Origin of the sequence: Phyllobacterium ifriqiyense, from assembly GCF_030817885.1 — a bacterium.
In the GTDB taxonomy this organism is placed as follows: domain Bacteria; phylum Pseudomonadota; class Alphaproteobacteria; order Rhizobiales; family Rhizobiaceae; genus Phyllobacterium; species Phyllobacterium ifriqiyense.
The window spans coordinates 206,418-231,351 of the sequence record NZ_JAUSZT010000001.1 but is presented as its reverse complement, the minus strand read 5'-3'; the positions used below and the strand labels follow the sequence as shown (position 1 = coordinate 231,351).

21 protein-coding genes are annotated in these 24,934 nt (G+C 51.6%); 15 read left to right on the top strand and 6 right to left on the bottom strand.

Features of this window, described 5'->3' with window-relative positions; translation table 11 throughout:
• The first annotated feature begins 364 nt into the window (after positions 1–364).
• The 8 genes from QFZ34_RS01010 (at position 365) to QFZ34_RS00975 (ending at position 8,052) form a co-directional block, all read left to right on the top strand.
• Positions 365–2,386, top strand: coding sequence for a BTAD domain-containing putative transcriptional regulator (locus QFZ34_RS01010; RefSeq protein ID WP_115053330.1), 2,022 nt, complete (start codon positions 365–367; stop codon positions 2,384–2,386).
• Positions 2,387–2,407: 21 nt separating this feature from the next.
• Positions 2,408–2,656 (top strand): hypothetical protein, encoded by a 249-nt coding sequence (locus QFZ34_RS01005; RefSeq protein ID WP_115053331.1) that lies wholly within the window; start codon positions 2,408–2,410, stop codon positions 2,654–2,656.
• A 119-nt stretch (positions 2,657–2,775) separates the two neighbouring features.
• Complete coding sequence (locus tag QFZ34_RS01000) at positions 2,776–3,111, top strand: hypothetical protein (RefSeq protein WP_307275670.1); 336 nt, start codon at positions 2,776–2,778, stop codon at positions 3,109–3,111.
• A 38-nt stretch (positions 3,112–3,149) separates the two neighbouring features.
• Positions 3,150–4,406, top strand: coding sequence for a YcaO-like family protein (locus QFZ34_RS00995; protein ID WP_115053333.1), 1,257 nt, complete (start codon positions 3,150–3,152; stop codon positions 4,404–4,406).
• A gap of 9 nt (positions 4,407–4,415) precedes the next feature.
• Entirely contained in the window at positions 4,416–4,892 is a 477-nt protein-coding gene (locus tag QFZ34_RS00990; protein WP_307275665.1) for a TfuA-like protein, read from the top strand.
• Positions 4,843–5,157 (top strand): hypothetical protein, encoded by a 315-nt coding sequence (locus QFZ34_RS00985; protein WP_307275660.1) that lies wholly within the window; start codon positions 4,843–4,845, stop codon positions 5,155–5,157. Before QFZ34_RS00990 ends, QFZ34_RS00985 begins: the two co-directional genes overlap by 50 nt.
• A 370-nt stretch (positions 5,158–5,527) precedes the next feature.
• A complete protein-coding gene (locus QFZ34_RS00980; protein ID WP_307275657.1) occupies positions 5,528–6,748 on the top strand; it encodes a glycosyltransferase in 1,221 nt (406 codons plus the stop codon).
• Positions 6,749–6,762: 14 nt separating this feature from the next.
• Entirely contained in the window at positions 6,763–8,052 is a 1,290-nt protein-coding gene (locus QFZ34_RS00975) for a glycosyltransferase family 4 protein (RefSeq protein ID WP_307275654.1), read from the top strand.
• 334 nt (positions 8,053–8,386) lie between these two features.
• Here the strand turns inward: QFZ34_RS00975 and QFZ34_RS00970 are convergent, their stop codons facing one another.
• The 3 genes from QFZ34_RS00970 to QFZ34_RS00960 all read right to left on the bottom strand — a co-directional run bounded on the left by QFZ34_RS00970 (position 8,387) and on the right by QFZ34_RS00960 (position 11,557).
• The gene (locus QFZ34_RS00970; protein ID WP_162802518.1) at positions 8,387–8,620 is read right to left on the bottom strand and encodes a hypothetical protein; all 234 of its coding nucleotides are present in this window, start codon (positions 8,618–8,620) and stop codon (positions 8,387–8,389) included.
• 145 nt (positions 8,621–8,765) lie between these two features.
• Positions 8,766–9,443: a sugar transferase gene (locus QFZ34_RS00965; RefSeq protein ID WP_307275650.1), complete on the bottom strand. Its 678-nt coding sequence runs from the start codon at positions 9,441–9,443 to the stop codon at positions 8,766–8,768.
• Between the two features lie 383 nt (positions 9,444–9,826).
• The gene (locus tag QFZ34_RS00960; RefSeq protein ID WP_307275647.1) at positions 9,827–11,557 is read right to left on the bottom strand and encodes a glucosamine inositolphosphorylceramide transferase family protein; all 1,731 of its coding nucleotides are present in this window, start codon (positions 11,555–11,557) and stop codon (positions 9,827–9,829) included.
• Positions 11,558–11,683: 126 nt separating this feature from the next.
• On the opposite strand from QFZ34_RS00960, the gene QFZ34_RS00955 reads away from it, so the two are divergent.
• From QFZ34_RS00955 to QFZ34_RS00945, 3 genes are read left to right on the top strand one after another with little or no spacing between them, the layout of a single operon-like run.
• A complete protein-coding gene (locus QFZ34_RS00955; RefSeq protein ID WP_115053339.1) occupies positions 11,684–13,147 on the top strand; it encodes an oligosaccharide flippase family protein in 1,464 nt (487 codons plus the stop codon).
• A complete protein-coding gene (locus QFZ34_RS00950) occupies positions 13,147–13,839 on the top strand; it encodes a N5-glutamine methyltransferase family protein (protein WP_307275644.1) in 693 nt (230 codons plus the stop codon). Before QFZ34_RS00955 ends, QFZ34_RS00950 begins: the two co-directional genes overlap by 1 nt.
• A gap of 19 nt (positions 13,840–13,858) precedes the next feature.
• Entirely contained in the window at positions 13,859–14,959 is a 1,101-nt protein-coding gene (locus QFZ34_RS00945) for a hypothetical protein (protein ID WP_307275642.1), read from the top strand.
• Positions 14,960–14,993: 34 nt separating this feature from the next.
• Here QFZ34_RS00945 and QFZ34_RS00940 read toward each other — a convergent pair whose 3' ends face one another.
• Together QFZ34_RS00940 and QFZ34_RS00935 are read right to left on the bottom strand one after the other, a co-directional pair.
• A complete protein-coding gene (locus QFZ34_RS00940) occupies positions 14,994–15,476 on the bottom strand; it encodes a hypothetical protein (protein ID WP_115053341.1) in 483 nt (160 codons plus the stop codon).
• 5 nt (positions 15,477–15,481) lie between these two features.
• On the bottom strand, positions 15,482–16,297 hold the full coding sequence (locus QFZ34_RS00935) for a response regulator transcription factor (protein WP_115053342.1): 816 nt from the start codon (positions 16,295–16,297) through the stop codon (positions 15,482–15,484).
• A 640-nt stretch (positions 16,298–16,937) separates the two neighbouring features.
• Here QFZ34_RS00935 and QFZ34_RS00930 point away from each other — a divergent pair.
• The 4 genes from QFZ34_RS00930 to QFZ34_RS00915 all read left to right on the top strand — a co-directional run bounded on the left by QFZ34_RS00930 (position 16,938) and on the right by QFZ34_RS00915 (position 23,466).
• Entirely contained in the window at positions 16,938–17,846 is a 909-nt protein-coding gene (locus QFZ34_RS00930; RefSeq protein WP_307275637.1) for a hypothetical protein, read from the top strand.
• Positions 17,847–17,953: 107 nt separating this feature from the next.
• Positions 17,954–19,945 carry a hypothetical protein gene (locus QFZ34_RS00925; protein ID WP_307275635.1) on the top strand — a complete coding sequence of 664 codons (1,992 nt, stop codon included), beginning with the start codon at positions 17,954–17,956 and terminating at the stop codon, positions 19,943–19,945.
• A 33-nt stretch (positions 19,946–19,978) separates the two neighbouring features.
• The gene (locus QFZ34_RS00920; protein WP_307275633.1) at positions 19,979–22,132 is read left to right on the top strand and encodes a type I secretion system permease/ATPase; all 2,154 of its coding nucleotides are present in this window, start codon (positions 19,979–19,981) and stop codon (positions 22,130–22,132) included.
• A complete protein-coding gene (locus tag QFZ34_RS00915) occupies positions 22,129–23,466 on the top strand; it encodes an HlyD family type I secretion periplasmic adaptor subunit (protein WP_115053347.1) in 1,338 nt (445 codons plus the stop codon). The genes QFZ34_RS00920 and QFZ34_RS00915 overlap by 4 nt, the downstream gene beginning before the upstream one ends.
• Here the strand turns inward: QFZ34_RS00915 and QFZ34_RS00910 are convergent, their stop codons facing one another.
• The gene (locus QFZ34_RS00910) at positions 23,467–24,921 is read right to left on the bottom strand and encodes an O-antigen ligase family protein (RefSeq protein WP_307275627.1); all 1,455 of its coding nucleotides are present in this window, start codon (positions 24,919–24,921) and stop codon (positions 23,467–23,469) included. It abuts the gene before it with no gap.
• Positions 24,922–24,934 lie beyond the last annotated feature (13 nt).

Here is a 24,934-nt window from a genome sequence, read left to right as displayed (position 1 = left end):
AACTATCTGCTTGGCAGAGAAGACACTAACTTTTAGGCACTTGTGTCTATGTAGCAATAGTTTGGCAGATTCTTTGACTTTTCTTTCAAAAATCCATCAACCCTCTTGCACAATGTCATTATTTTGCGGATAGTCGAGACTTAAAACGAATTTATCTTATGAAAAACGAACCCGGAACGGACATTCCGTACTGTCGGTCTCTTTGCAAGTATTTCAGAGGCAGTATTAATACAAATTTATTATAGTTTTACCTTTATATCTATCTATAGATATGGGGTGGACTTGGTTAAAATTGTGACTGATAGCCTATGCAGATCGTATATCGGGAAGAAAACAGTTAGATAAATCCGGGGCTTTATTCGGAATGAAGATTGCAGTTTTTGGAGAGGCAACTGTAAGTCTGGGCGGACAACTTGTTCCCCGTGTCCCTGCCAATTTTCTTCGCATTATTGTTTACCTTCTGCTGGAAAACCCCAACCATTCCGTTTCTCGTGGCAAGCTGTCACAAGTTCTTTGGTCCGAGACGGACCAATCCCACGCTTCCATGAATCTGCGGCAAAGTCTGGCGCGTATCCGCAAATTTCAGGAGCAATATGGCTTAAGTCTTATACAGGGCGATGCTACTTATGTTTACCTGAACCTGTCGCAGGTGAGGGCCGATCTTCTGCGGATCGATCTTCTTGAGTATATGGAGCTAATGCAGAAGGGCGATATTGAGTCCTTGCTGCCGATGATCGAGCTTTATGCCGGCGATCTTCTGGCGCAGAACGAGCCGCAAGCTTCTGATTTTGATGAATGGCTGGACGTCAAGCGCGTAAAGATTCGCGATGATCTGACCGCGATGCTGCTTTTGATGATTGATCAGCCCATAGGCGTAAGTATCGATGAAAAGCGGCAATGCGCCCGTAAGCTGATCGAAATTGACCCCTATCAGGAGGTTGGTTATCGCGCATTGATGCAAACGGCGTCGCAGCTTGGGCTGATTGCCAAGGTGGAGCGGACATTCCGGGAATGCACGAAAAAGCTCCGCGATGATCTTGATGTCGAGCCGGAAGAGCAAACGATTGAGCTCTATCAGCAATTGCTGCCGAAACTTTCCCCGGCAACGACAAGAGGGCTCATTATCACGCAGCCAGCACAACCTGTTGCAATCCGGACCGAAATACAGACACCGACCGCGATCCGCGCCGTATCCCAGCTGCAACAGGCCAAACAAGCGGGCCTGCCGCGGGTTATGGTTCTCTATTTGCCGCATAATGCATCCGACCCAATGGAGCAACTTGCCGCGTCGCTGGTAGATGATATCACGATCGGCCTATGCCGTTTGCGCACGCTTTCAGTTGTGGCGCCCTATACGTCCAAGCGCGTGGTAACAGAATCCCCGATTGACAGTTTTGACGGTCTCAAAGCGCAATTCGGAGTCAGTTACGCGGTTGACAGCAAGATTGTGCGCCGCGACGGGTTTTGCTTCCTTTCAGTGAAACTCATTGACACCGAAACGCAGGAGATCGTCTGGGCAGAGAAAACAAAGTTTGATTATGTCCTGCCCGAACAGCAATACCGGCAGCTTTCCATCCGCATCATTCTTTCTGTTGTATCGACAATCGAGAAGTCGGAACTTGACCGCTACAACAAGCTCTACCAAGACCCCAATGCCTATTATTGGTACCTCATGGGCAAGCGCGATATCGACAAGTTCGATTTGTCGAAATTGCGTCAGGCTCGCCAATCCTTCAAGAATGCCCTGACAGCGTCGCCTGACTTTGTTCCTGCGCTTAGTGGTATCGCGCGCACAATGCAAAAGGAATGGCTGATGCTGGCGCGCAGTGAAAAAGATATTTTGCTTGAAGGGGAAAAAATCGCCAAGCGCGCTACCCCCAATGACCCAGACGATGAGCGGCCTCTGCGGGAACTTGGCACAATCAGTATGTATCTGGGCAAATTCGACGACAGTCTCGAATATTTCGACCAAGGCGAGGCGATCAACCCGCAGCATGCGGATTTGCTGGCCGATTATGCGGATGCTTTAACGCATTATGGTTGGCTCGATCAGGCTGTGGAAAAGATACAGCAAGCCATAGAACATAACCCGCTGGCCCCGGATTATTATTATTGGGTAGGAGCCGGTGCTTTGCATGCATTGGACAGACATAAGGAGGCGGTCGCCTACACAGATCAGATGCAAAATCCACGCGTAGCGTCAAGATTGATCTCAGCATGTTGGGCGATGCTCGGTGAAAAGGAAAAAGCCGCAGAATTTCGAACGCAGGCGCTGGCGGATAATCCTAATTTCCGTATCGATGAATGGACAAAGAGCATGGCGCTAAGGTTGCCGGAACAGCGCCAGAAATATGTGACGTCTCTCAAGGAAGCTGGCTTCCAATAGTTGAAAACAAGGGGTTCAGGAATGGCGAAGTACTTTATTATTGGCGAGGCTGGGGAAACTGAATTATGGCTTGTAGATATTGATAATCGCACAGTGACGCCAGTCGCTGAGACAGATTTGGAAAATGCTACCACCGCAGACATTTTACAGCTTATCGGCACTGCGCGTAAGTCCGGGATTATTGCAACCAAAGGAATTAGCATAGCCATCGCATCAGACACTCGCGCGGGAATGAAATCTCAGTCGTATAGCGAGAGTAAAGAGAAATGATCGAGGCTGGCTATAAAATCAATGTATTAAGTATTGATAGGACTTTCGGATCGATTGACGTATGAAAGAATCAGCATAACCTCTCCCAGGTGAGCTCTCTACTTGGAAAGGTTATTGTCATGTCGAAATATTACATCGTTAATGAGGAAGACAAGCTTTGGCTCGTCAATTCAGATACGAACACTGCCGAATGTTTGGACAAGGATGTCATTGGCTCAATAAGCGCTGCTGGTTTGGAATTTCTGGCTAAGGTGAATATGAGCGAGACTGGAATCGATATGGAAGCGCGGACTGATCCATCAGATCGCGCTTATTCATTCGATGGCAGAAGTGATGCGTCAGATCGCGCCTACTCGTTTGATGGCAGAAGTGATGCGTCAGATCGCGCCTATTCATTCGACGTACGGAATGGCCCCTCAGACCGTTCGTTGTCAGCCAACGCGGCGGTTTCGTAAACTGAGCGAATGTTGCCAAACGGTCTGCTGGAGTACTTATGAAGTCACGGGCCGGGATTTCGGTTTATGAAAGGCTTGCGGCGGATGAAGCCAAGCTTCGCTCCGCCGCAAGCAATAATGATCCGTCTTCCACCAGATTGCATGATGCGGATGTGACCGTGAGCCGGCTGCGTCCACATTTCTCGCAGCTGGGCATTGTTCGAATGGCGGAAGTGACCGGCCTCGACCGCATCGGTATTCCGGTGTGGATGGCGGTACGCCCAAATAGCCGTACATTGGCGGTCAGCCAAGGCAAAGGTATCACGGCACCACATGCGCGTGCTTCCGCTGTTATGGAAGCCGCAGAAATCGCTATTGCCGAAGACATTCCCGCCACGTCAATCACAGCAACGAAAGCTGCCCTGCAAGACAGCGGACACATTGTTTTTGACGGGCGCATGCTTCTCATGCGCGGTGCTGATGAGCCCGGAAATGACGAGCCGATCGAATGGTTGGAAGGCTTTGATCTCCTCAAGCAACTCCCGGTCTACGTGCCGCGCGAGGTCGTCTCGCTTGACTTCACGTCGCAGCGGCAGAACTGGCACTATAGCCAATCCACCGATGGGCTGGCGTCCGGAAACTGCCTGCTGGAAGCGGTTATCCATGGACTTTGCGAACGGGTGGAGCGTGATGCAACGGAGCTATGGCGGTTTCAGCGTGACGCTGGTGTCCAGGCGCGATGCGTCGATCCGCGCGTGTTCTCCGACAGCAATATTGATTGGCTAGCCGAACGCATTGCCAGTGCAGGTTTTGTGCTGAGGCTCTTCGATACGAGCTCGGATATTGCGCTGCCGGTTTTCATGGCGACCATCAGTCCGGCAACACAGCACGGCAGCTATCTGCATTTCGATCTCGCAGCGGGATATGGCTGCCATCTTTCTCCGCGCGTAGCCGCCATGCGCGCGATCACCGAGGCGGCGCAGACCCGTATCACCAATATTTCGGGTGCCCGGGACGATTTCGATCCATCGGAATATGCGCAGCGGCTTGCGCCGGACCTTGCCGTCTATATCCACGCACAACCTGGAAGTGATTTCCATTTCGAAGACCCATCGCCGGTCGCGCGGGCAAGTCTGGAAACCTATCTCAACCCACTTCGCCAGCGCGGCATTAGAAGCGTGGTTGCTGTTCCGCTTGGCGGAGAAGAATATGGATTTTCCGTCTGCCGGGTGCTGGTCAATGAGTTGGAAAGCCCCGCAGGTATTCGCAAACATCGCTTCGGCGGGAGGGCTCTCAATGCAATGCTCCGCCAGTAAAGCAACGCCATGAAGATTCTTTTTGCAGGCCCGAGTCTTTCGGGAACCAAGTTCGTGCCGTTGCGCAGCGGAGAGGATGTGCTGCTGCCGGATCATGAATTGACTTGCCGTGGGCCGGCCAAATGCGGTGACATTACCCATGCCGTGGATCAGGGATTTCGCACTATCGGGCTTGTCGATGGACGCTTTGAGGATGTTGCAGCCGTCTGGCACAAGGAAATTCTCTATGCCTTGTCAAAAGGCGCAGTGATTTACGGCGCTGCAAGCATGGGCGCTTTGCGTGCCGCCGAATGCTATCCATTCGGCATGATCGGCATTGGGGAAGTGTTCGAGCGTTATGCTTTTGGCGGGCTGGAAGACGATGCGGCTGTTGCGCAGGTTCATGCGCCAGCCGAGTTTGGCTATATCGCATTCAGCGAGGCAATGGTCACTATTGATGCCACTTTGGAAAGGGGCCAAAGCCGCCGGAGCCATCAATCCGGATGAAATGTATTATATTCGCTCAGCAGCGAATGCGATATTCTTCAAGGAGCGCAGCTGGCGACGGGTTTTTGACAAGATTTCAACCGAAATTGCCGATGGTGAAGCCCGCATAAGACCGCATATCTGCAACATCAAGCGGCTTGACGCCACATTGTTGCTGGAAGCCATGCTGGAGCAACGCCAGCCGAAGGAAATGGGGGCGCCTGACGATCATTTTCAAGATTGGACCTTCAATGAAACCAGCCAATGGCTCAAACTGAAGGTCTAGTTTCCTCTACTCCTTAAGTTTCGAGCCTAACCGAATTCAGTACAATCTTATTGGTTAGCGCAGATTTTGTAAAAATTTCCGGAAAAAGCCCTTTGAGTCACGCTTGCGTAACGGGCAGAGATTTAGCTTCATATGTGTGGTCGCAAGTTTTAAACGCATGAAAAACAAGATCAAAAAAATCAAGCGTGTGTGGGAGCAAGCGGGCAGTCAGTGGGGGACCTACGCCGGAATTCTAAAGTGAATTGAATGTAGAATTTCGGCGTAGCACTGTTCTTATCCGTCCTGAAGAATCCAACCCAATAATCAAGATCCGGGCATGACGCGCGCGCTCTCGTGCGCGTACGCCATGTCATGGACGAGGGGCAGTATTGTGAAAGTAGCTATCGTTCATTATTGGCTTTTATCGATGCGCGGTGGCGAAAAAGTCCTCGAAGCACTGAGTGAGCTTTACCCCGAGGCAGATATTTTCACGCTGGTCTATGATCCCGACGCGATCAAGGGCCGGTTGAAAAACCACAAAATCACAACGTCCTTCCTGCAAAAAATACCGGGTTCAAAGAAACATTATCAGATGTTGCTGCCTCTAATGCCGCTGGCATTGGAAAGCATGGATCTGACCAGCTATGATTTGATCATCTCAAGCGAATCCGGGCCGGCAAAGGGGATTATCCCCAAGCCCGATGCGCTGCATATTTGCTATTGCCACTCGCCGATGCGCTACATCTGGGATCATTATTTTTTCTACCATGCCAGCGCGGGCTTCGTGAAACGATTGTTCATGCCGGTAATAGCATCCTGGTTGCGGCAGTGGGATGTTTCGACCAGCGCACGCGTTGATTGCTTTGTCGCAAATTCACGCCACATAGCCAATCGCGTGCAGAGATATTACCGGCGGGACGCGGTTGTTATACATCCGCCTGTCTCAGTGAGTGAATTTGCAATATCCGATACGGTCGAGGACTTCTACCTTTGTGCCGGGCAATTGGTAGGCTACAAGCGCGTTGATCTTGCGGTTGAAGCATTCACCAGAATGAACAAGAAGCTTGTCGTGATTGGGACAGGCGAAGAGATGGCCAGCCTCAAGAGCAAGGCGGGGCCAACGGTGACATTCCTGAATCACCAGCCATTCGCATCATTGAAGAGCCATATGGCACGGTGCAAGGCTCTGATTTTTCCTGGCGAAGAAGATTTTGGTATCGTGCCGGTTGAAGTAATGGCAAGCGGCCGCCCGGTTCTCGCCTATGGCAAAGGCGGGGCGGTTGACACCGTGGTCAATGGCCTGTCAGGCATGCTGTTTTCAGAACAATCCGTGGAAGCATTGATTGATTGTGTCGAGCAGTTCGAGCTGGTGGAAAAGAGCTTCGTGCCTGCCCGAATTCGCGCGCATTCGCTGCGTTTCAGCAAGGAAACATTCAAGGATAAAATGAGCCAGCTCATTCGCAAGGAATTTGAGCACCGGAATGCGCAACAAACCATGGACATGATTTCGCAGACACAAGGAACATCCGACGCGAGAGGGCGCTCGGGCGCTCTTGTCCTTGCCCTGAAGGCTCCGGCACAGACCAGCACAAATTCGCTGCGGCCAAGCTGAAGGATATCGCAGCTATGTTGGAACGCGTCGTGATCATCAATGATGAAGCTGTGGCCAGCGGCGGCGCGGCGGCTTTGGCTCTGCTGTCAGCACGCCTGCTGCATGAGGCCGGAATACCCGTTACTTTCCTGACAGGCGATACTGGCGCCGGCTTTCCATTGCAGGGCTATCATAATGTGGAAATTGACGGGTTGGGAAGCCAGCCGCTGCTGAAATTGCCGGTTCACAGGCGGATCATGGATGGCGCCTATAACAAGGCCGCTTATGAGGCGATCACGCGTTACATTGCGCAAAAGGACACGCCTGGCACGGTCTATCATGTCCATGCATGGGCCCAGATACTCTCACCCTCGATATTTTCAGCGCTTAAACCGGTCTATAGCCGCCTGATAATATCGGCGCACGATTTTACTTTGGTGTGTCCCAACGGGAGCTATGCTAATTTCAAGACAAATAGCGTGTGTTCCCTAACACCGCTAAGCGGACGATGTCTGGCTTCAAACTGCGACAAGCGACGCTATGCCGACAAGCTGTGGCGTTTTGCGCGGTCGTGGTTGCGCACACGGCTTCTGGACATGTCCAAATCCAACTGCACGATTGCGTCCATTCATCCAATGATGAATCCATGGCTCGAAAGAGGGGGAATTCCCTCATCGCGCATCAGAACGGTGCTTAATCCGGTCAAGCCATTTGCAAAAAAACGCATCCCTGCCGAAGAGAATAGTGACATATTCTTTATAGGACGGCTCGAGTTTGAAAAGGGCGTCGATATTGCTGCTGAAGCCGCGCGGACGGTAGGACGGCGGCTGCGCGTCATTGGAGATGGAGCATTTCGTGAGGAGTTGCTCCAGCGCTATCCGGAGGTTATCTGCGAGGGCTGGAAAACTCATGATGAGATCAGTGCCCTTTTACAGGAAGCGCGGTTTGTGGTTATGCCGAGCAGACTTCCCGAACCCTTTGGCCTGGTTGCTCATGAAAGTCTCCAAAGCGGAATTCCAATCGTAGCCTTCAAGTCTGCATTCATCGCCAATGAAGCGCAGGAGCTCGGATGCGGCATAGTTGCCGAAGCGTCTGACGCTGAAAGCCTGGCAGCAGCCTTTGCAGAACTCGACAGCGATGACCGGGTTCAGCACATGAGCAAGACCGCATTTGCTCTTTCTCCAGGCTTGGCCAATACGCCGCAAAGTTGGTGTAATGAACTGATCGCCCTTTATGGCGAATGTCTGGCCGGTGAAAAATTGCCGGATACTGCACCGGCGCTTGATTCCTCCGCCGGAATGCACCCTTCTTACCAAGCGATCTGATCATCAAGCCTTTAAGGACGCCTACTTCGATTGTTCGGGGTTAGGCGCGCTATCCATTTATTCATACTTTTTGGTTAAAGTTGTAATTGATTTAGGAGAGGTCTAAATCTGCCGGGCTATCTTTGGTCCAAATTCAAGGTTAGAATTGACCTCAGTGTAAAAATGCATCGTTAAGAGATAGATGAAAAATACTTCTGAAAATCTTGAGACCACAACCCAACGACCCTCGAAGTCATTCTTTGACCTCGTTGAGGAGAAGTATCTTATTCGTTGGGCTGCATTCTTTCTTTGCGTGGTTTTCTGGCTCGTCATTTGGCGGATGACTTAAAGCGATTTATCGCTCGTTTAACTCATCATCACCTGCCGCGAGCCACTCCCGCAAAATAGCTACAGACATTGGTCCGAGATTGGGAATGAGATTCAATTCCAGCGTGGATGCCCATTGTCTGTCCGGCTCCCAATCAGGAGGCATGTCCCATGGTGCTCCGCCATACTCGACCCACAATGCGTTAGCGATCCGCGTATGGACCGTTTTGGAAGGACAAAACGTTTGAAGAAGATGGGGCATGAGTAACCCAGATAAGAGTTGCATCCGTATCACACCGATCACTATGTTCGTCAGAGCCGTTTGAAGTGCATTGCCCTAACTCTCTGTTGCTACGCAATTCCCGATGGAAAGCCCGTTCAGCTTTTCCTGGAGCAAGTTTCAATATTCAGCAGCTGCCTTTCGCAAATAGCACCACCGACGCCGTGCGGACCATGATTTTCAGGTCTACCCAGATAGAGCGCGACTTGAAGTAGTCTGTGTCCAGCTTTACCCGCGTATCATACCCGGTATCACTGCGGCCGCTGACCTGCCATAGACCCGTTATGCCCGGCTTCATCGCGATGTAATACCGATAGGAATCGCCGTAGCGGCCGATCTCATCCATGACGATGGGACGTGGCCCGACAATACTCATTTCCCCACGCAGTACATTTATGAGTTGGGGAAGTTCGTCCAAGCTTGAAATCCGCAAAATGCGACCGACCCGATGGATTCTCGGATCAGTTTTGAGCTTTTGTGTTTCCGTCCATTCACGCAAGGATTCCGGACAGTGCGCCAGAAGCGTAACCAGACGCGCATCGGCATCTTTCGCCATGGAGCGGAACTTGAAACAAGTGAACTCTTTGCCGTTCAGGCCGATTCTGCGTTGCCTATATACGATAGGAAAGCCGTCAGTTGCTGCCAAAGTACCTATGATGCAGACTAAGACCGGAAAGAGAAATATTAGCGCGGCGGTGGCCAGTATAACGTCAAGAGTTCTCTTGATTACAATGTAGGACATCCGGTTCTTTGCCGGCATTTTTTCGGTCCGCTGTTCTATCAGCGGTTCTGTTATGTAGGACATAATCCTGACCCCAACCATTCCCATAGTTTCGGCTGCCCAGACGCGTAGCGCTGGAAATCCTCTTGAATCGCGGCAAAATCATTGCGTCCTAAAAAACCGCCCAAGCAAAGCAGTATTTTTAGTTACGAAATTTGTATTCTATACGCTGTGAGCACAGTATTGCATGTCTGGTTGCATGGTTTTATTTGTTTTATGATTCCCTGCATACAATTAAACTATAGTATAAATGTTTTGCGTCAATAATTAATAGTACTTAAAGAAATATGTTATGCCCTTAGTAATAATCATTAAAATTAGAGCTAAACGTCGTTATGGCCTAACCGGGCAGCGAGAAATATGTTGCAATGTCAAGAGGATGGTAGCACCAGACCTTGAAGCAAAGGTTATTTTGTTTTGCACAGATCTATAACAAACCGGGTTCCGAGCGTATCCAGATGGTGGCAGCCAACAATACCAGTCATGAAATCGGGTCTAACGGATTTTATGGTTTCTTCGACATAGTCTTCGGAATCGAGTCTGGTAATTTCCTGGATATTCAGACCGTAACCGTAAATCCCATGAGAGTTACACTGCGACGGGCGTAGAACCCGATCACCTATGATATGAACGCGGCCCCCATTCCTTGCGATATCACTCCCAATAATGACGGGGTTGCGTTTGTGGGGGACAACTCTTTTCAAGTCAGGTCCATCAACGGCGAATGCATAAAGTTCGCTGGAGTGATCCATGAAAGTGTGATGATCCGAAAGGGAGGTCAGCAACCACCATTGCCCTTTGACCTTGAACATAGTGGTGTCAGCAGGGCTTTTGCCTTCGAGCGCTGTTGAATGAAGCTCCCATCTCAGGGGAAATTGTGTGCAGCGCCATATCTCCACCCGGTCTGTCTGGTGGGTCTCCGGAATCATGTAAATGTCCGGGCCGTCATTGAAGACGAATGGATAGGAAAGATGGTAACTCGTACGCAGGCAAGTTCCGAGAAATTCGACTTCTGATCCGGACAGCCGTGCGACAGATATCCAGGCGTTCATACTGTTATCCGGGAAACATTCGAAAAAGACATAGTCCTGGTTTTGCCATCGAAACAGGAAGGGATCGGCGGCCCACATTCTGTCGGCGAGCTTTAGAGGGGTAGCCTTATCGGGGGTAAAGTTTTCGATACTCCCATCCCCCATATAAACGCCCCAGCTCCTTGAATTGAGCCCAAGAATTGATCTTGCTCGCACTGCAAGTTTTCCAATGATGTTACGGCCAAGCTGTCCCAGATAAAGGATAGAATCGCTAAGTTGAGGTGCGGCTCGCATATCTACGGAGAGCGTGGCGGGGCTTGTGGAAAACTTCCTCGTCTCTGCCAATCTGCGTAACTCGCGCAGCAGCAGCAGGACAGACTTCTCCTTGATAAAGGCTCCATTGAGCGCCGCGCTATATTTGGTGTTGTAACCGGCACTGGAAATGACGAGCGGCTCAGGCTCCGAGCCAAGGCGAGCTGACAATTGAACCACAGTCAGTGCCTTGCGCTCTTTCACTTCCCAAAACCCGGTCCAGTCATGGCCGCTGGCTCCTTTATCGACGAAATCGAGAGACCATTCGCCAAACTCGATCTGGTCGAGACATTGCTGCGGAAGCGGTTTTGCCGTCAATCGCACTGCCACATCAATATTTACGCCCAGCAGACCGTCGCGGCCTACACGTATGGATTCGGGTAATTTGTATTGCTGATTTCCGAAAGGTTGAGCGGGATAGCGCAGTTGTTTAACAAACACCTGCCTCTCTACCCGATCAATCAATTTTCCAACAAACGACGTGTCATGCGCCGGCACTGGACCAGTTTCGATAACAGCCTTCAAATTGAACTCAGGACAATCAAGAACACCCTTTAAAAACTTGATCTCCCAATTCTGTAATCGATCCATGGAATCAGTGATGATTCCAATACGAAGTCTCGTAGACATTCTGCCCCCTAAACCTGGTCTCATCGATCCTCGGATTGCGTTCAAATGCGCGAATTTCTCAGGATGAGCACGGCTTAGCATTGAATGTTCCACTTTCATGAGCATCCGTCCAGAATGCCTAATCCAATTGATTAGAGGGGTAATTCCTGAAACAAAACGGGCCATCTGGTATGGATGAAGCGATCGTTTTGAGCAGTCAGGTTGGTGTTCAAAGCATGTGCCGGAGGCATCACGCTGAAACAGGGTTCTCAGATAATAGCCGAGAGGCTCACGCCCAGGAAAGCTGCCGTCATGGCGTTTATGGCGATGGCTTCGCGTATCTGCGCCCAACTTGCGCAAGTGCTGGTATTCATTCTGGCAGCGCGAATGCTGTCGGCAGCTGAATTTGGTGTTTATACCCTGATCCTTGCCATAGCCATACTGCTGACCCGTGTCGCCGAAGCGGGCTCGCGGGAGTTTATAATGAGCTGCCGCGAGGATATCTCGCTGTTCAATCAGATTGCTACAATGGCTCTCGCCAGCGGTGCGGCGGCGATGGCTATCGGCCTTGCCGTTTCCGGCGTACTGGACCGTTTTTTCGAAATGAGGCTGGCGGCTGAAATTCTCGTCATCTTTTCAGTCTGGGTGGTATTTGCAACCTTTAGCGCAGTTTATGCCGGCATATTGGTTCGTCAAAGCAGATCCGAAATGCACTCGATTCTGCTCATGGTCGGCGAAGGCGTTGGCCTGGCGATCACTTTGGCTGGATTGCTTGCAGGATGGGGAATATTTGCCTTGGCCGTGGGCAAGCTCTTCATGCAAATCACCTATCTTTGCAGCGCGATGCTCATAACGCGGTGGGTTCCGCGTCTGCGGCTTCACTGGGCCATCGTAAAAGAACTCGCAGCATTCTCCCGCTATATATTGGCGACCCGCATGGTCGCCTATTTCCATACTTATGCGGTGACTTTCGCAATCGGAATATTCTTTGGCACGGCGAGCGTGGGTTACTACCGGGTGGCAGATCGTCTGGGATCGTCCTTCGCCGATATGATGGATGAACCAAGCCGGTTGATAGCCTGGGTTAGCCTGAGGCGTTCTATCCGGGAAAATCAGACCCTTCAGGAACTCAAGCGAGGTGTGGGGCGGGAAGCGACCGTGCTTTTGCCCTTCCTGCTGGCTCTGGCTGCCCCTATTTTCATTGGCCTTGCGCTTGTGTCGGAGACGCTGGTTGTTCTTCTGCTTGGCGATCAGTGGCATCCGGCGGCTCCACTGACAGCTCTCCTTGCCCTGATGTATATGCTGTATAGTCCAGGCGTATTAACCGAGCCGCTTTTGTCGCTAACGGGGCAGGTGCGACGGTTACCGCTCGTCTCGCTATGCAACATGGTCGTCGCCGTTATCTTCCTGCTTGGAGCCGTGCCCTTCGGTATAATGGGTGTCGCTATCGGCCAGGTAATGGCAGCCGCGATCACGGCAGGCGTAACGATATGGCTGCAAAGCCATTACGGCGGCGTTAGCTGGAAGCGTGTCGGGGCCAGCAGCATTATCATCGTGCCGAGCCTGATCGCGATGGTCGCGTGCATAATCTGGGTATCGCAACTCTCTCTATCGCCCGCACTAGACCTCGGACTAAAAATTCTGACGGGGGCTTTGGTCTATGTTTGCGTACTCGTCGTGCTCTACATTTCCTTTTTCAAAGTGAGCAACACTTTTACCTGGAAGAAGGTGAAAGTGCCACCAAACCCAACGTCTGAAGTCGAGGAGAGTTACTGATGCAGCCGATGACGAAAGACACGGATAATATGCCGGCCACTCGCCCGGAAATGAGCCGTCATAGCTTTCTTGGCATAGAACTCGAAATTGCTGGCGGCGTTCTGATCCCCCGGGAAGAGACCGAACTCCTGGGCCGCACGGCAATCGGCATTGTGGCAAACAGCACCTCGCCGCTGGTTATCGATATGTGCTGTGGCTCGGGCAATCTTGGGCTTGCTATCGCCAGTGCAGTTCCATCAGCAAAAGTCATGAGTGCGGACCTAACCGACGAGACCGTCAATGCTGCCCGGCACAATACACAACGGTTGGGCCTATCGGATCGTGTTGAAGTCTATCAGGGCGACTTGTTTGCAGCATTTGGCGATAAATCTCCAGCCGGAAAAGTGGATCTGGTTGTGTGTAATCCTCCCTACATTTCTGCAAAGCGACTACACGAAACACTTGCGCATCTCTTGGAGGAGGAGCCACGCGAGGCCTTTGACGGTGGACCTTTCGGCATCTCTATCCTTCAAAGGCTGGTACGCGACTCTGCCGATATGTTGAGACCCGGGGGCTCTTTGGCTTTCGAGTTCGGAGAAGGGCAACATCATCAGGTCGCTCATTTGTTATCGCGCTCGGGCGCTTATGAAGAGATATCGTTTGTCGACAATGAATTAGGGATCGCCCGGGTGGCGATTGCCAGAAAAAAATAGCAGTCGGTAGGAGCCTTCTATGGACGGCGCAGCATTCAGCGAGGTTCGGAACTTGGCGCCCCAGGATATCCCTGCGGTAGCGGCGATGTTTTGGCGAATGTTCAAGCCAGCCAACACAAAAATTCCAGCATCATTAGCGGACTATCTATCGGAGCTTTATCTCGCTCCCGGAAACAGCACGGGGATCATCTCACAAGTCCATATCCGGGGCGATGGCGTGCTGACGGGGTTCATTGGCGCGCTTCCATTGAAAATGGCTTTTGGAAACGCTCCCCTGCAGGCGGCAATTTGCGGCCCCTTGATGGTCGAGGATCATATTGAGGATCCGCTTGCCGGAGCACGGTTGCTTCGCGCTTTTCTCACCGGACCCCAAGACCTTTCATTAAGCGAAACAGCCAACGAAACATCGCGAATTATGTGGAGCAAGCTGCGTGGCAGGGTTTTGCCCGGATATAGCCTGGAATGGCTGCGCATTCTTCGTCCCACTGCCTTTGCTGCTGAAGCGGCGTCGCGTCGTTTCAAGTTCTTGCGGCACGGCAAGCTGCTATCGGGGCCATTCGATCTCTTCGCTCATGCAATTATGAAAACCTCCATACCGGAGAAACCCCAAGGCGTGAATGATTGCAGCATTGAGCTGGATATGTTGCCCCCGCTCATTGCGTCCTGGCTGAAAGACTACGAATTACGCCCGGATTGGGATCTGTCGACCTTGAGCGATGTTCTGGCGACGGCCAGCACGAAATCAACCTACGGCACCATGCACAGCAGAGTGGTGAAGAGCCGGACAGGCAAGCCTTTGGGTGCTTATCTGTTTCACGGCGGTCGCGGGGAGACTGTCCGTGTCCTTCAAATCATTGCCGCGAAAGGGCAGGAAAGCACCGTATTGGATAGCCTCCTTTACTATGCCAATTCCATAGGTGCCGTTGCTGTACGGGCTCGTTCACAACCGCAATTGCTGGAAGCGATGATGATACGCCGCGGCCTGTTCTTTCAGCGTTCATCCACCGTGGTGCATACTGGCGACCCGCTCGTCCTGGAAGCTTTTTCAAAGGGGAATGCATTTTTCAACGGCCTTGCGGGCGAAGGCTGGAATCGCCTGAATGGCGACGAGTTTGTTTGAGAATCGAGCGGAGCGAATTTCCACCGAAGTGATGTCAAATATTTATATTATTGACCTTCATGAAACCCCATATGGATTTGTTGACGTCGATTATTGAATCAATTGTTGCCTGTATTCGCAACATCTCTTCGTCATCGAGTGCTTCAACTTTTCCATATTTCAGGTTCTCGTCCATATCGACAATCCGCATCAGCTGAGTTGATGCGGTTCGGCCTGATTCATCGAACGAATATATGCAGTGGTTGTACTTGTTGCGCAGGCGTTGCTCACGCGTCATTCGGGCTGTGATCTTAAGGACTGCTGCCTTGGTTTCCGGCGTTGTAGAATGTATTTTTGCAAGGCGCTCGATGAGATCAATGCGCGCTCGTGTCGTATTCAGCGTCAAGAAAATGACAGTTGCCGCTTCCTTGTTCGTATCCAGCAGGTGGGCAATCAGGTAAATGAACAAACTCTCCGTGTTTGTCCAAGTATAGTTCAATTTGCCCACCAGCATGAGAATGTCGTCGAGCCGCGACATTGATACTACATAACCCGAGCCATTTCTGGCGAAGCTGCATAGTGGCTCATCGGCGCCTTGTACCCCCTAAAAGGGGGCTGAAAGGCCTCTTGATCCCTCGTATTGCGATATACGGCAGCGGCCTGCGTACGGTTATGCACACGCAATTTGCGGATGAGATTATGCACATGGACCTTAACAGTATGTTCTGACAGCGTCAGGCGGTCGGCAATGATCTTGTTTTGCAGACCTTCCGACAACAGCTCCAAAATTTGCTGTTCACGGATGGTCAATGTCTTGATCGGCCGGATTACGCCGTCGGATTGCTGATGAGAAGTGCCCATTGAGCGTCCGCTATTGTCATCCCGTGCTCTATCCGAAGAGCGACTGATGTGAGGCGGATAATATTCACCACCATTCAGCAGCAGCCAGATGACCGCAAGCCATATATCCAGCTTTAAATTGAAAGGTAACAAGCCTTGGATAACCTTGCCGTCGAACAGGCTGTCGAGTTCATCCAGTCCCGATACATTATCGTCAACCATCATGGTAATGGAGGCGTTGGGAAAGCGCTTCCTGCACCGCAATGCCGATTCACTGAAGCTGGAAACAAAGCCGGCGTGGATGAGGACGAGCTGAATATCGTCATCATAAGCTTCGGCCTCGGTAAATGAGCTGCACAGATGAATGTCTATATCGGTGAAATTGCGTTCCAACGACTGCACCAGTCCCTGAAAGACGACACCCGCTTCAGCATAGATAAATATCGAACTTTTAAATCGCCCATTCCCTGGATCAGTCTTGATGTGATCCGAAAGTTTGCGTGGTATTGTTCCACTCATGATAGTCCCCTGCGCCCTTTAGTCGGAAAAGTATTTCTTCCGAGGTTTCTTTTCGATTGTTGGATTTTATCTGAATAGTTTTGTTTAAGATCGTTAATCAGGATGCCTGTAGCCCCCGCTACTTGCTCTGATTAACCAAGGATTAATAAACGTCGCGTGACGCGGTCGTGACGTGAATTGAAAAGGTGTTTCGTCTGCACGTCACTTGATTCGCGCAGGTATAAAGCAGCACCTGGGCCCCGTTTGAGGCATATGAATTCGATAATATTGTTTAGAACTTATCTGTTGGTTCAACTGATCTATTGTACTGCCAATCCATCAACCGCCTAAAACGGCGGGATTCATAAGGTTACGCCGCCCGTTTCGCGGTTCACCAATGAGCTAAATATAAGTGCTATCTTCCGGTCTGCCCGTTTGCGTCATACGGTTGTGAGGTCTTGAGTTTCCAGCGTAGCGTAAGTGAAACCAAGAAAATAAAACCAGTGTGCCAGTATTCTGAGTTGAATAGCCTGCGATATTCTATCGCGAGCTTGGGGATACTTTTGCTGTAACAACTTAACATCTGCCAGCGTGGACATCGTAGCCTCGTTAAAGAGCATAGAGGTTTTGTCTTCTCCGCAGATATTCCGGAGGAAATAATATGAATAATCGCAACAACAATCATCACCAGAATCCCGGTATAGACCCGTCAGCGTCGGCAAGTGCTGATGCTTCAGCATTCGCTGCTGCCTTGGCTCTTCAGATGCAAGGGCAGGGACAAGGTCAGGGCCAGGGGCAAGATCAGGGCCAAGGCCAGGATCAGGGCCAAGGTCAAGGGCAGGGACAGGGACAGGGGCAGGATCAAGGACAAGGTCAGGAGCAGTCATCTGTTTCGGAAAATCTCAATCTGAACGGCAATTTCAACGAGAGCTCCAGCGATAATTCCAATGCCAACAGCAACTCCAACAGTAATTCGTCGCACACGGATGTAAAAGTAAATGTTGGTGTCGATTTAGACGGCTATCTGCCGACTGATGACGACTTTGCCGATCTCGATTTGCATCACAATAGTTTTGACAACATCTTCCTCACCGAATCCGGCAACATCAACTTTGATCCCGGCAACGATGTGAACTTCTCTAACGTTCTCAATGGCGCATTTAGCGGCGGCGGCAGCGATACGGGATTTGCGCTCAGTCAAGTTGTTGATCTTGTCGATAATGACACCCTCTCCGGTGTAACCCAGACCAACAGTGGCATTGTCACCTTGACCGCGACCGGCGGTACTGCAAGCGCAGGTGATGGCATTGGTACCGATGATGGTGGCTGGGGCGGCATGGACCACAGCTTCTTCGGCGGTGGCCATGGCGGTTCGGGTGGTTCCGGCGATATTGGTGCAAGCGACGACGTATCGGGTTCAAGTGCGGCGAGCGCAGCAGCCAATCTTACATCCACGGCGTTCACCCAGGAAATTGTACTTGGTGCAAACCTGCAGCAGAATGCCTTCGAAGCGACCGTTATCAACGGCTCGTACACGCATACATCGAACGGCGACACCGACGCGGTTTGATTCAGTTAGCTGGCAATTTGCCGCTCGGAAAATGGTCTGCGCACAATGTGCGCAGGCCAATTACCGGATGAAAATACGGACAGCATAATTGGCGGGAGCCATCAAAAATGCTCGGATTTGGCGATCATATTTCAGAATCCATTGCACACTTCATGGGATACTTCAGCACGTCGGTTGAAGCGGTAAAAATGCGCCTCGAATATCGTGAATTCAAAGACGCGCCGGATGTTCCGCAATCGCACGGTGAAATATTGGCGATACAGACAGATCCCCAGATGCAATTGGCACCTGGTACATTTGTTCCCGATGGAAACTATCTGCCGATGCCTTGGACAGCGAGCAGCAATGATGTTTTGCCTGGGGTGAATATCGAGCCGATTGATGTGCAATTATATGGGCACAATCTCTATCATACGGCGGTTCCAATACATTCTTCCGGCAATGGCAATGGTCAATCACTCGAACAAGGGCCATTCATCGGGCCAGAGGTTCCTGAAACATCAATGGTGCTTCAGCAGACCAGCCACATGGAAGACAATGACATTGTCATTACGGGCAATCACTCTCCAGCAAACTTGCACTGGGGCGACAATGCCGATTTGGCAACATTGTCGGTTAGCGCCTTGCTTGTTTCAAACGCATTCTCCCACGATTTGCCGGATACCGCGTCGGGCATGGCGCAGTTTTTCAGCGACCAGAGCGACAGCATGGATGTTGCGGAAGGGCTGCTAACCGGCATATCGGGTATTACCGTGGTCGCATCTCCAACCGCTGGAATTTACGTCAACGGGACCACGGTCTCGAAGGCCCCGGTTCTGGATGATTATAAGCCCGCGCAATTGGCTACTCCCAATACGCCAGAGTCTGCCACAGGCCATCAGGCACTGGTTATCAATGGGAAAGACATAGCGGGCACGGTTTCGCTAGAGGCGGGCTCCAACATTCTGGTCAACGAAATCGTCCTCACCAATACCGGAACATCGGGCGCTCATTTTGCCGTTGCCGGCAATTACTACAACATCAATGCCATCGTTCAAACAAATGCCTACAGTGACATAGACAGCTTCGGCAATGGATTTGTTGGCCAACAGCAGTCGTGCGGGCCATCCACCAACGCGATGAACATCGCAGATTTTATCTCTTCCACCGGGCATGTGCAGGTTCCAGCCGCAACAGGCGAGGCTCCTGTTTTTCCGCAGAACTGGCAGGTCACCGTTATGAATGGCGACCTTATGCAGATGAACTGGATATCACAATATAACTTCCTCTCAGACAATGACGCGCATGTACTCTCGTCGACAGGTTCTTACACGACGATTACGACCGGCTCCAATGGGATGCTGAACACTGCATCATTCGCCAATCTGTGTAATTCATATGATCTGGTCATCATTGGCGGGCATCTTTACAGCGGCAATCTGATCTTTCAGACGAATGTTCTTTTTGACGATGACACAATGACAACCGGAAACGGGACCGGTGCCTATAGTGGAACATTATCAACCAGTGACAATCTTTTGTGGAACTCGGCAAGCATTCAAAGCGCAGGTACAACGAACTGGGCCACTGGACTTCCAGATCATTACAAGGAAGCGATGAGTGGCCTGGCTGACGGCAACTATAAAATGCCGGATGGTTTTCGTTCCGATGCTGCACTCCAAGGCATGGCCGGTCTCAAGATGTTGTACATCTCAGGCAATGTTTACGACCTCAACTATATCAGTCAGACCAATATTCTCGGCGATTCCGATTTTGTGGCTCGTTACGAAGACGCATTGCGCGCCACTTCCCATGATACGGTTTGGGACTTAAGCACAGGCTCAAATGCATTGATCAATGTCGCGACGATTGTCGATGGCGGACATGGCAATGGAACCTCTTATGCGGGTGGTGGCGTGTACTCGGACTCGATCCTGATTCAAGCAGAGATCATTGCCCAGCAACCTGGGCATGGAAGCGGTCAAGGCCAGCCACTTGCCAACGAAATTATCGCTTTTCTGGATGACGATGCATCGCCGTCACCGGATGCCGATCATACACCAATTCATCTGCTGGATACGACTCATTCGGTGGATGTGATGCAAACAGCTCTCGCCTAAAAACAAAAAGAATGCGTGGGGGGACGCGGGATAATGAAATATGATGAACAGACTGACTTGCGGGTTATCTCGCAACAGTCACGGCAAGCGATGACTGCACGCGAGCAGGATCGAATCGAGTTTGATGCATTGCTTGCGGAAATGGAGAAGTCCATTTCACAAGTTGCTGTAGCGAGGATCTTTACTGATAGGGGGGTGCGGGAGACCCAACCGCCGGCAAGTATCGGCCTTGGCGAAAAAACGACGCCTAAACCCGATCTGGGAAAGCCAACTGAACCATCCAGCCGCAATGACACCAGCCCCAAGCCCGTGATACTCGATCCTGGCCTCGGTAAGGTCATAGAGGGGGATCGCGGCGTCCCGGCGCGGAAAGAAGTCGGCCCCGGCGGTAATGCCCCCAGCAATAATAATGCAGCTGGCAATGGCGGAACTTTTCACAAGCGCGTAGTGGCGGCGAGTTTTGCCGATAGTTTCAAGAACGGTGTAAATGCCGTTCGCCGAAACCTGATCATCGCCATGGGATTCACGGTCTTCCTGAATGTGCTTGTCCTGGCTATTCCAATCTATCTGTTCCAGATATCAGACCGGGTTCTTACCAGCCGCTCAACCGACACGCTTGTCATGCTTACGGTGGTGATCATCGGTGCCGTACTTGTGCAGGTCGTCCTTGATGCTATCCGGCGGTTCATTCTTATGCGCACAGCGGTTGAAGTTGCCGTGCAGCTTGGAGCGCCCATCTTGAGCGCCGCCGCGCGCGCATCCCTGCATGGTAACGGCAAGGATTATCAAGTGCTTGGTGATCTCCAGCAGTTGCGGTCATTTCTGACGTCTGGCACTTTGCTGTCATTCTTCGATGCGCCCATTTCCCCTATATTCCTGCTTGCTGTATTCCTGATACATCCGCATCTCGGCTATATCGTTATTGTCTCCTCCCTGCTGCTGATCGTCATTGCCTTCATCAATCAGCGCGCTACTGCAGCCTCGTTCGCTGAGGCGACAAGCTTCCAAAGCCGGGCAATGCTTCATCTCGACTCCATGTCGCGCAACTCGCAAATCATCAATGCCCTCGCAATGATCCCGGAGGCCGTCCGCATCTGGGGCCGCGATATGGCGGGTTCCTTGAAATCGCAGGTTCGCGCGCAGGACCGGAACATCATTTTCGCAACGATTTCCAAATGTTCCCGATTGCTGACACAGGTCGCCATGTTGGGATGGGGAGCGCATTTGGCCATTGACGGACAATTGACTGGCGGCATGGCGATTGCCGCCTCGATCATTGCCGGACGCGCTCTGGCACCCATCGAAGGAGCGATCGAAGGCTGGAACAGTTTCATCCAATTCCGCTCAGCCTTTGGCCGCATCCGAAACCTTCTCCAGAACTCGCCGCTGAATCTGGAACGTTTGCGATTGCCGGACCCGCAAGGCCGGCTTGATGTGGAGCGAATTCTCTATGTTCCGCCACCCAACAAGAAAGTCATCCTGAACGGGATTTCTTTCACATTGTTGCCCGGCGAATCCATGGCTGTCATTGGCAATTCGGGCGCTGGAAAAACAACACTCGGCAAGATGCTCGTTGGGTCGATCCTGCCGACTTCGGGGAGCGTTCGTCTGGACCTTATGGATCTGCGCAATTGGGATCAGCGTCAGTTCGGCGAGAATATCGGTTATTTGCCGCAAGATGTGCAGCTTTTCCCGGGCACCATCAAGGCAAATATCGCTCGAATGCGCGAAGATGTCAGTGACCAGGCCATTTTCGACGCGGCCGTGCTGGCGGATGTGCATGAACTCATCGCGACCTTTCCACAAGGCTATGAAACCGTTGTTGCGGCGGATGGCGCACCTCTTTCGGGAGGCCAAAAACAGCGCATTGCTCTGGCACGCGCATTCTTCGGCAATCCCAAGCTTGTGGTACTCGATGAACCAAATTCCAATTTGGATCAGCAGGGTGACGTCGCACTGACCAAGGCTTTGTTTCACGCAAAAAAACATAAAATAACCGTGGTCACCATTACGCAGCGTCCCGCGCTCTTGAGCTGTGTCGACAAGATCATGGTTCTGAATAATGGCACTGTTACAATGTTCGGCACGCGGGAAACCGTGATGGAAGCACTCTCCAAAAAGAGCAAACCCAAAGGACCTGTTCAGACAATTCAGGCCGGGGAAATAAAAGTGGGAGCAATGACATGACGACCGCCAATATTATGAACAGTCTCGAATGGTATGACGGTGTTCCGCGATCGATCAAACCATATAGCAAGTTTGGAATTGCCCTGGTTTTCGTTTGCTTTGGTGGCTTTGGAACATGGGCTGCAACAGCACCCTTGGCCGCCGCCGTCATCGCGCCCGGCAGTTTCGTTGCGACGGGAAAAAACAAGATCGTACAGCATTTGGAAGGCGGCATAATCAAGGAACTTTTGGTGCGTGAAGGAGATCACGTCCACGAAAACGATGACCTTGTCCGCCTTGACGAGACCTCTGCCAAGACCAACTCCCAGCAGCTGTTTTTACGCCAGGCCCGCCTGGAAGCTATCCTGGCGCGGCTGCATGCCGTCGTCAAAGGCGCCGAAAGGTATCAACCGCCCAAGATCATTCTGGATAATATGGGCAACCCGGAAATACGGGCCGTAAACGAAAGCCAAAGCGATAATTTCGATGCGGCCCATGCCAAATATGCCAATGAATTACAGATGATGGAGCGCAATATTTCCGCTCTTGAGTTCAGGCGTATCGGCCGGACGGCTCAAATCGAAGCGACACAGACTCAGGTAAGCCTGCTGAAAACCGAGTATGTATCAAAATACTCCCTTTTCAAGAAAGGTTTGATGGCGCGGTCCGAGGTCAGTGTGCTTGAGCGGGCTGTTGCCGATGGCGAAGGCAATATTGCTCGTCTGAACGCGGAAATCATGGAAGTGAACGCCCAGATCGAGAAATTCCAGAAAGAAATCATCCAGACCAAAGACACTGAGAAACAGGCAGCTCTGGATGAAATTCAAAGCGCGGAGGCCGAGCTTGACACAGTTCGCGAACAGACCCGCCAGGCCGAAAGCGTTCTTAACCGGACCCTGATCAAGGCACCGGTTTCAGGAACAATTATCCGGCTATATTACCATACGGCTGGCGGCGTTATTGAAAGCGGCAAGCCCATCGTCGAAATACTGCCAACGGGTGTCCCGCTCATCATCGAGGCGCAGATACCGCGCATGCAGATCGATGAAGTGAAAGAGGGACAGGAGGCTCATATTCGCCTCAGTGGCCTCAATCAGCGCACGACACCTATTATCAATGGGCGAGTGGATTATGTATCTGCGGATTCTATGGCCGACACCACGCCCGGCCAGAAGCAGGACATCTATATAGCCCGGGTCAGCATACCTGCTGATGAATTAAAGCGTATCCATGGATTTACCCCGACGCCGGGCATGCCGGCAGATATTCTCATTCAAACTCATGAGCGCACATTCTTTGAATATCTGGCCAAGCCGGTTATCGATAGTATGTCGCGGGCTTTCAGGGAATCCTGATCAGGAGCTGGGGATCATTTGCTTGGCACGTTGCGACTCCGATCGCGTGACTTCCTTATCGACATTTGTTTGCACCCGCCCTTTTGCCACCGGAAAGACGGCAACGGCTGCCGCGCCTGAAAGCACATAAAAGAGCATTCCCAGATCATAGACGGTGCTTACCAGAAAAGCGGCGATCAAGCTTGCCCCGAGACCCGAGCGTATGGCCCGCACGACGTGGCGTTCGACGGTGCCATTGCGGAAGACCGACCGGCGAAATAACGTCGAAAGAGTGAACACTGCGAAACACAAAAACCCAGGCAAACCGACATTGGAAAGCAGTACAAACAGATAGCTGGAAGCTCGCGCTCCACCGACCCCGACGCCCAAACCATAACTGTCGATGAAGTTTGACCAGGCCACCTCATTCCAGTGGCCACGCTCTCTGCCTGAAGCGCTATCCAGTTTGCCAAGAAGACTCTCATCCAGAAATGAGCCTATGGCTTCAACGAGGGTGGGGGACAATACCGCCACAAGCAGGATTACGGCGAGGGCGCTCAAACCGCCCGCATATAATAGCAGAGGCTTGCGCATCTTCCCGCCCCATAATGTGGGGAGAACCGATTGGACCGTGAGCATGAAAAGAACAAAGATCAGTCCGACATAAGCAGTGCCCGATGTTGAAAGAGCGAGCAAAATCAGAAATGCCACGGCAAATAAGCCGGATGCAAGCGGCCGGACATGATCGAGATAAAGACTTGCAGATATGGCAAACAGAATGAGCGTGAAGCTAGCAAAGCTGGATGATTCCGGAAAGCTGGCCGAGATGCGCTTTAATCCACCCATCTCGACATTGGTCATCAATGAGTAATTGGCCGTATGGATGAAATTGAGGAAATCGATTGGTCCAGTGGCAAATGTGATGAGATCCGCCATGGCAAACAACACATTCAAGCCGCAGAGTATAAAGAATGCCGTGAGAAAATGCTGGTAAGCATCGCGCGTACGGAAATAGGCAAATGAAGCTGCAAAACATGCAATGCCGCCCAGCGCATAGACAGTTTGCGTGATGTGGGTACTGGAAAAGCTGAGCGGGTTGAGCGCAATCCGGCTAAGGCCAGCGGGCAATCTTTGCACCACCATCGTTTCGGTAATTCCCGCCATCAGTCTTGGAAAAAACAGCGTGGCGATAAGGCCATAGATGATCAGCAGTAGAAGCCAGAAGCCGGTGCTGGGATAAAGCAGGCTGCTGATTGCCGGATTTAACCCGGTGACGCGCGTGATCCGCAAAGCGAAGAATACCATGAAGGCATTGGCGACTAGAATGGAAGCTCCGCCTAATGCAGGCAGCGTCACGGCAGCGGCCGCACCAAACAATGTAAGAATAACCATGCCGTACAAGGCATAGCGATGGTGCATGAACTGTACCAGAACGCCAAACAGAATGACGCAAACACCGAAAAAATTGGTTGCCATGCTTATCCTTCGC

Bases quoted from the DNA above. Each gene is read 5' to 3' on its own strand.
- QFZ34_RS00960 (WP_307275647.1), bottom strand. From the start codon at position 11,557: ATGGCCCGTTTTGTTTCAGGAATTACCCCTCTAATCAATTGGATTAGG.
- QFZ34_RS00950 (WP_307275644.1), top strand. From the start codon at position 13,147: ATGCAGCCGATGACGAAAGACACGGATAATATGCCGGCCACTCGCCCG.
- QFZ34_RS00935 (WP_115053342.1), bottom strand. From the start codon at position 16,297: ATGAGTGGAACAATACCACGCAAACTTTCGGATCACATCAAGACTGAT.
- QFZ34_RS00925 (WP_307275635.1), top strand. From the start codon at position 17,954: ATGCTCGGATTTGGCGATCATATTTCAGAATCCATTGCACACTTCATG.
- QFZ34_RS01010 (WP_115053330.1), top strand. From the start codon at position 365: ATGAAGATTGCAGTTTTTGGAGAGGCAACTGTAAGTCTGGGCGGACAA.
- QFZ34_RS00910 (WP_307275627.1), bottom strand. From the start codon at position 24,921: ATGGCAACCAATTTTTTCGGTGTTTGCGTCATTCTGTTTGGCGTTCTG.
- QFZ34_RS00990 (WP_307275665.1), top strand. From the start codon at position 4,416: ATGAAGATTCTTTTTGCAGGCCCGAGTCTTTCGGGAACCAAGTTCGTG.
- QFZ34_RS00995 (WP_115053333.1), top strand. From the start codon at position 3,150: ATGAAGTCACGGGCCGGGATTTCGGTTTATGAAAGGCTTGCGGCGGAT.
- QFZ34_RS01000 (WP_307275670.1), top strand. From the start codon at position 2,776: ATGTCGAAATATTACATCGTTAATGAGGAAGACAAGCTTTGGCTCGTC.
- QFZ34_RS01005 (WP_115053331.1), top strand. From the start codon at position 2,408: ATGGCGAAGTACTTTATTATTGGCGAGGCTGGGGAAACTGAATTATGG.
- QFZ34_RS00965 (WP_307275650.1), bottom strand. From the start codon at position 9,443: ATGTCCTACATAACAGAACCGCTGATAGAACAGCGGACCGAAAAAATG.
- QFZ34_RS00945 (WP_307275642.1), top strand. From the start codon at position 13,859: ATGGACGGCGCAGCATTCAGCGAGGTTCGGAACTTGGCGCCCCAGGAT.
- QFZ34_RS00920 (WP_307275633.1), top strand. From the start codon at position 19,979: ATGAAATATGATGAACAGACTGACTTGCGGGTTATCTCGCAACAGTCA.
- QFZ34_RS00930 (WP_307275637.1), top strand. From the start codon at position 16,938: ATGAATAATCGCAACAACAATCATCACCAGAATCCCGGTATAGACCCG.
- QFZ34_RS00975 (WP_307275654.1), top strand. From the start codon at position 6,763: ATGTTGGAACGCGTCGTGATCATCAATGATGAAGCTGTGGCCAGCGGC.
- QFZ34_RS00955 (WP_115053339.1), top strand. From the start codon at position 11,684: ATGGCGTTTATGGCGATGGCTTCGCGTATCTGCGCCCAACTTGCGCAA.
- QFZ34_RS00985 (WP_307275660.1), top strand. From the start codon at position 4,843: ATGCCACTTTGGAAAGGGGCCAAAGCCGCCGGAGCCATCAATCCGGAT.
- QFZ34_RS00970 (WP_162802518.1), bottom strand. From the start codon at position 8,620: ATGCCCCATCTTCTTCAAACGTTTTGTCCTTCCAAAACGGTCCATACG.
- QFZ34_RS00915 (WP_115053347.1), top strand. From the start codon at position 22,129: ATGACGACCGCCAATATTATGAACAGTCTCGAATGGTATGACGGTGTT.
- QFZ34_RS00940 (WP_115053341.1), bottom strand. From the start codon at position 15,476: ATGTCGCGGCTCGACGACATTCTCATGCTGGTGGGCAAATTGAACTAT.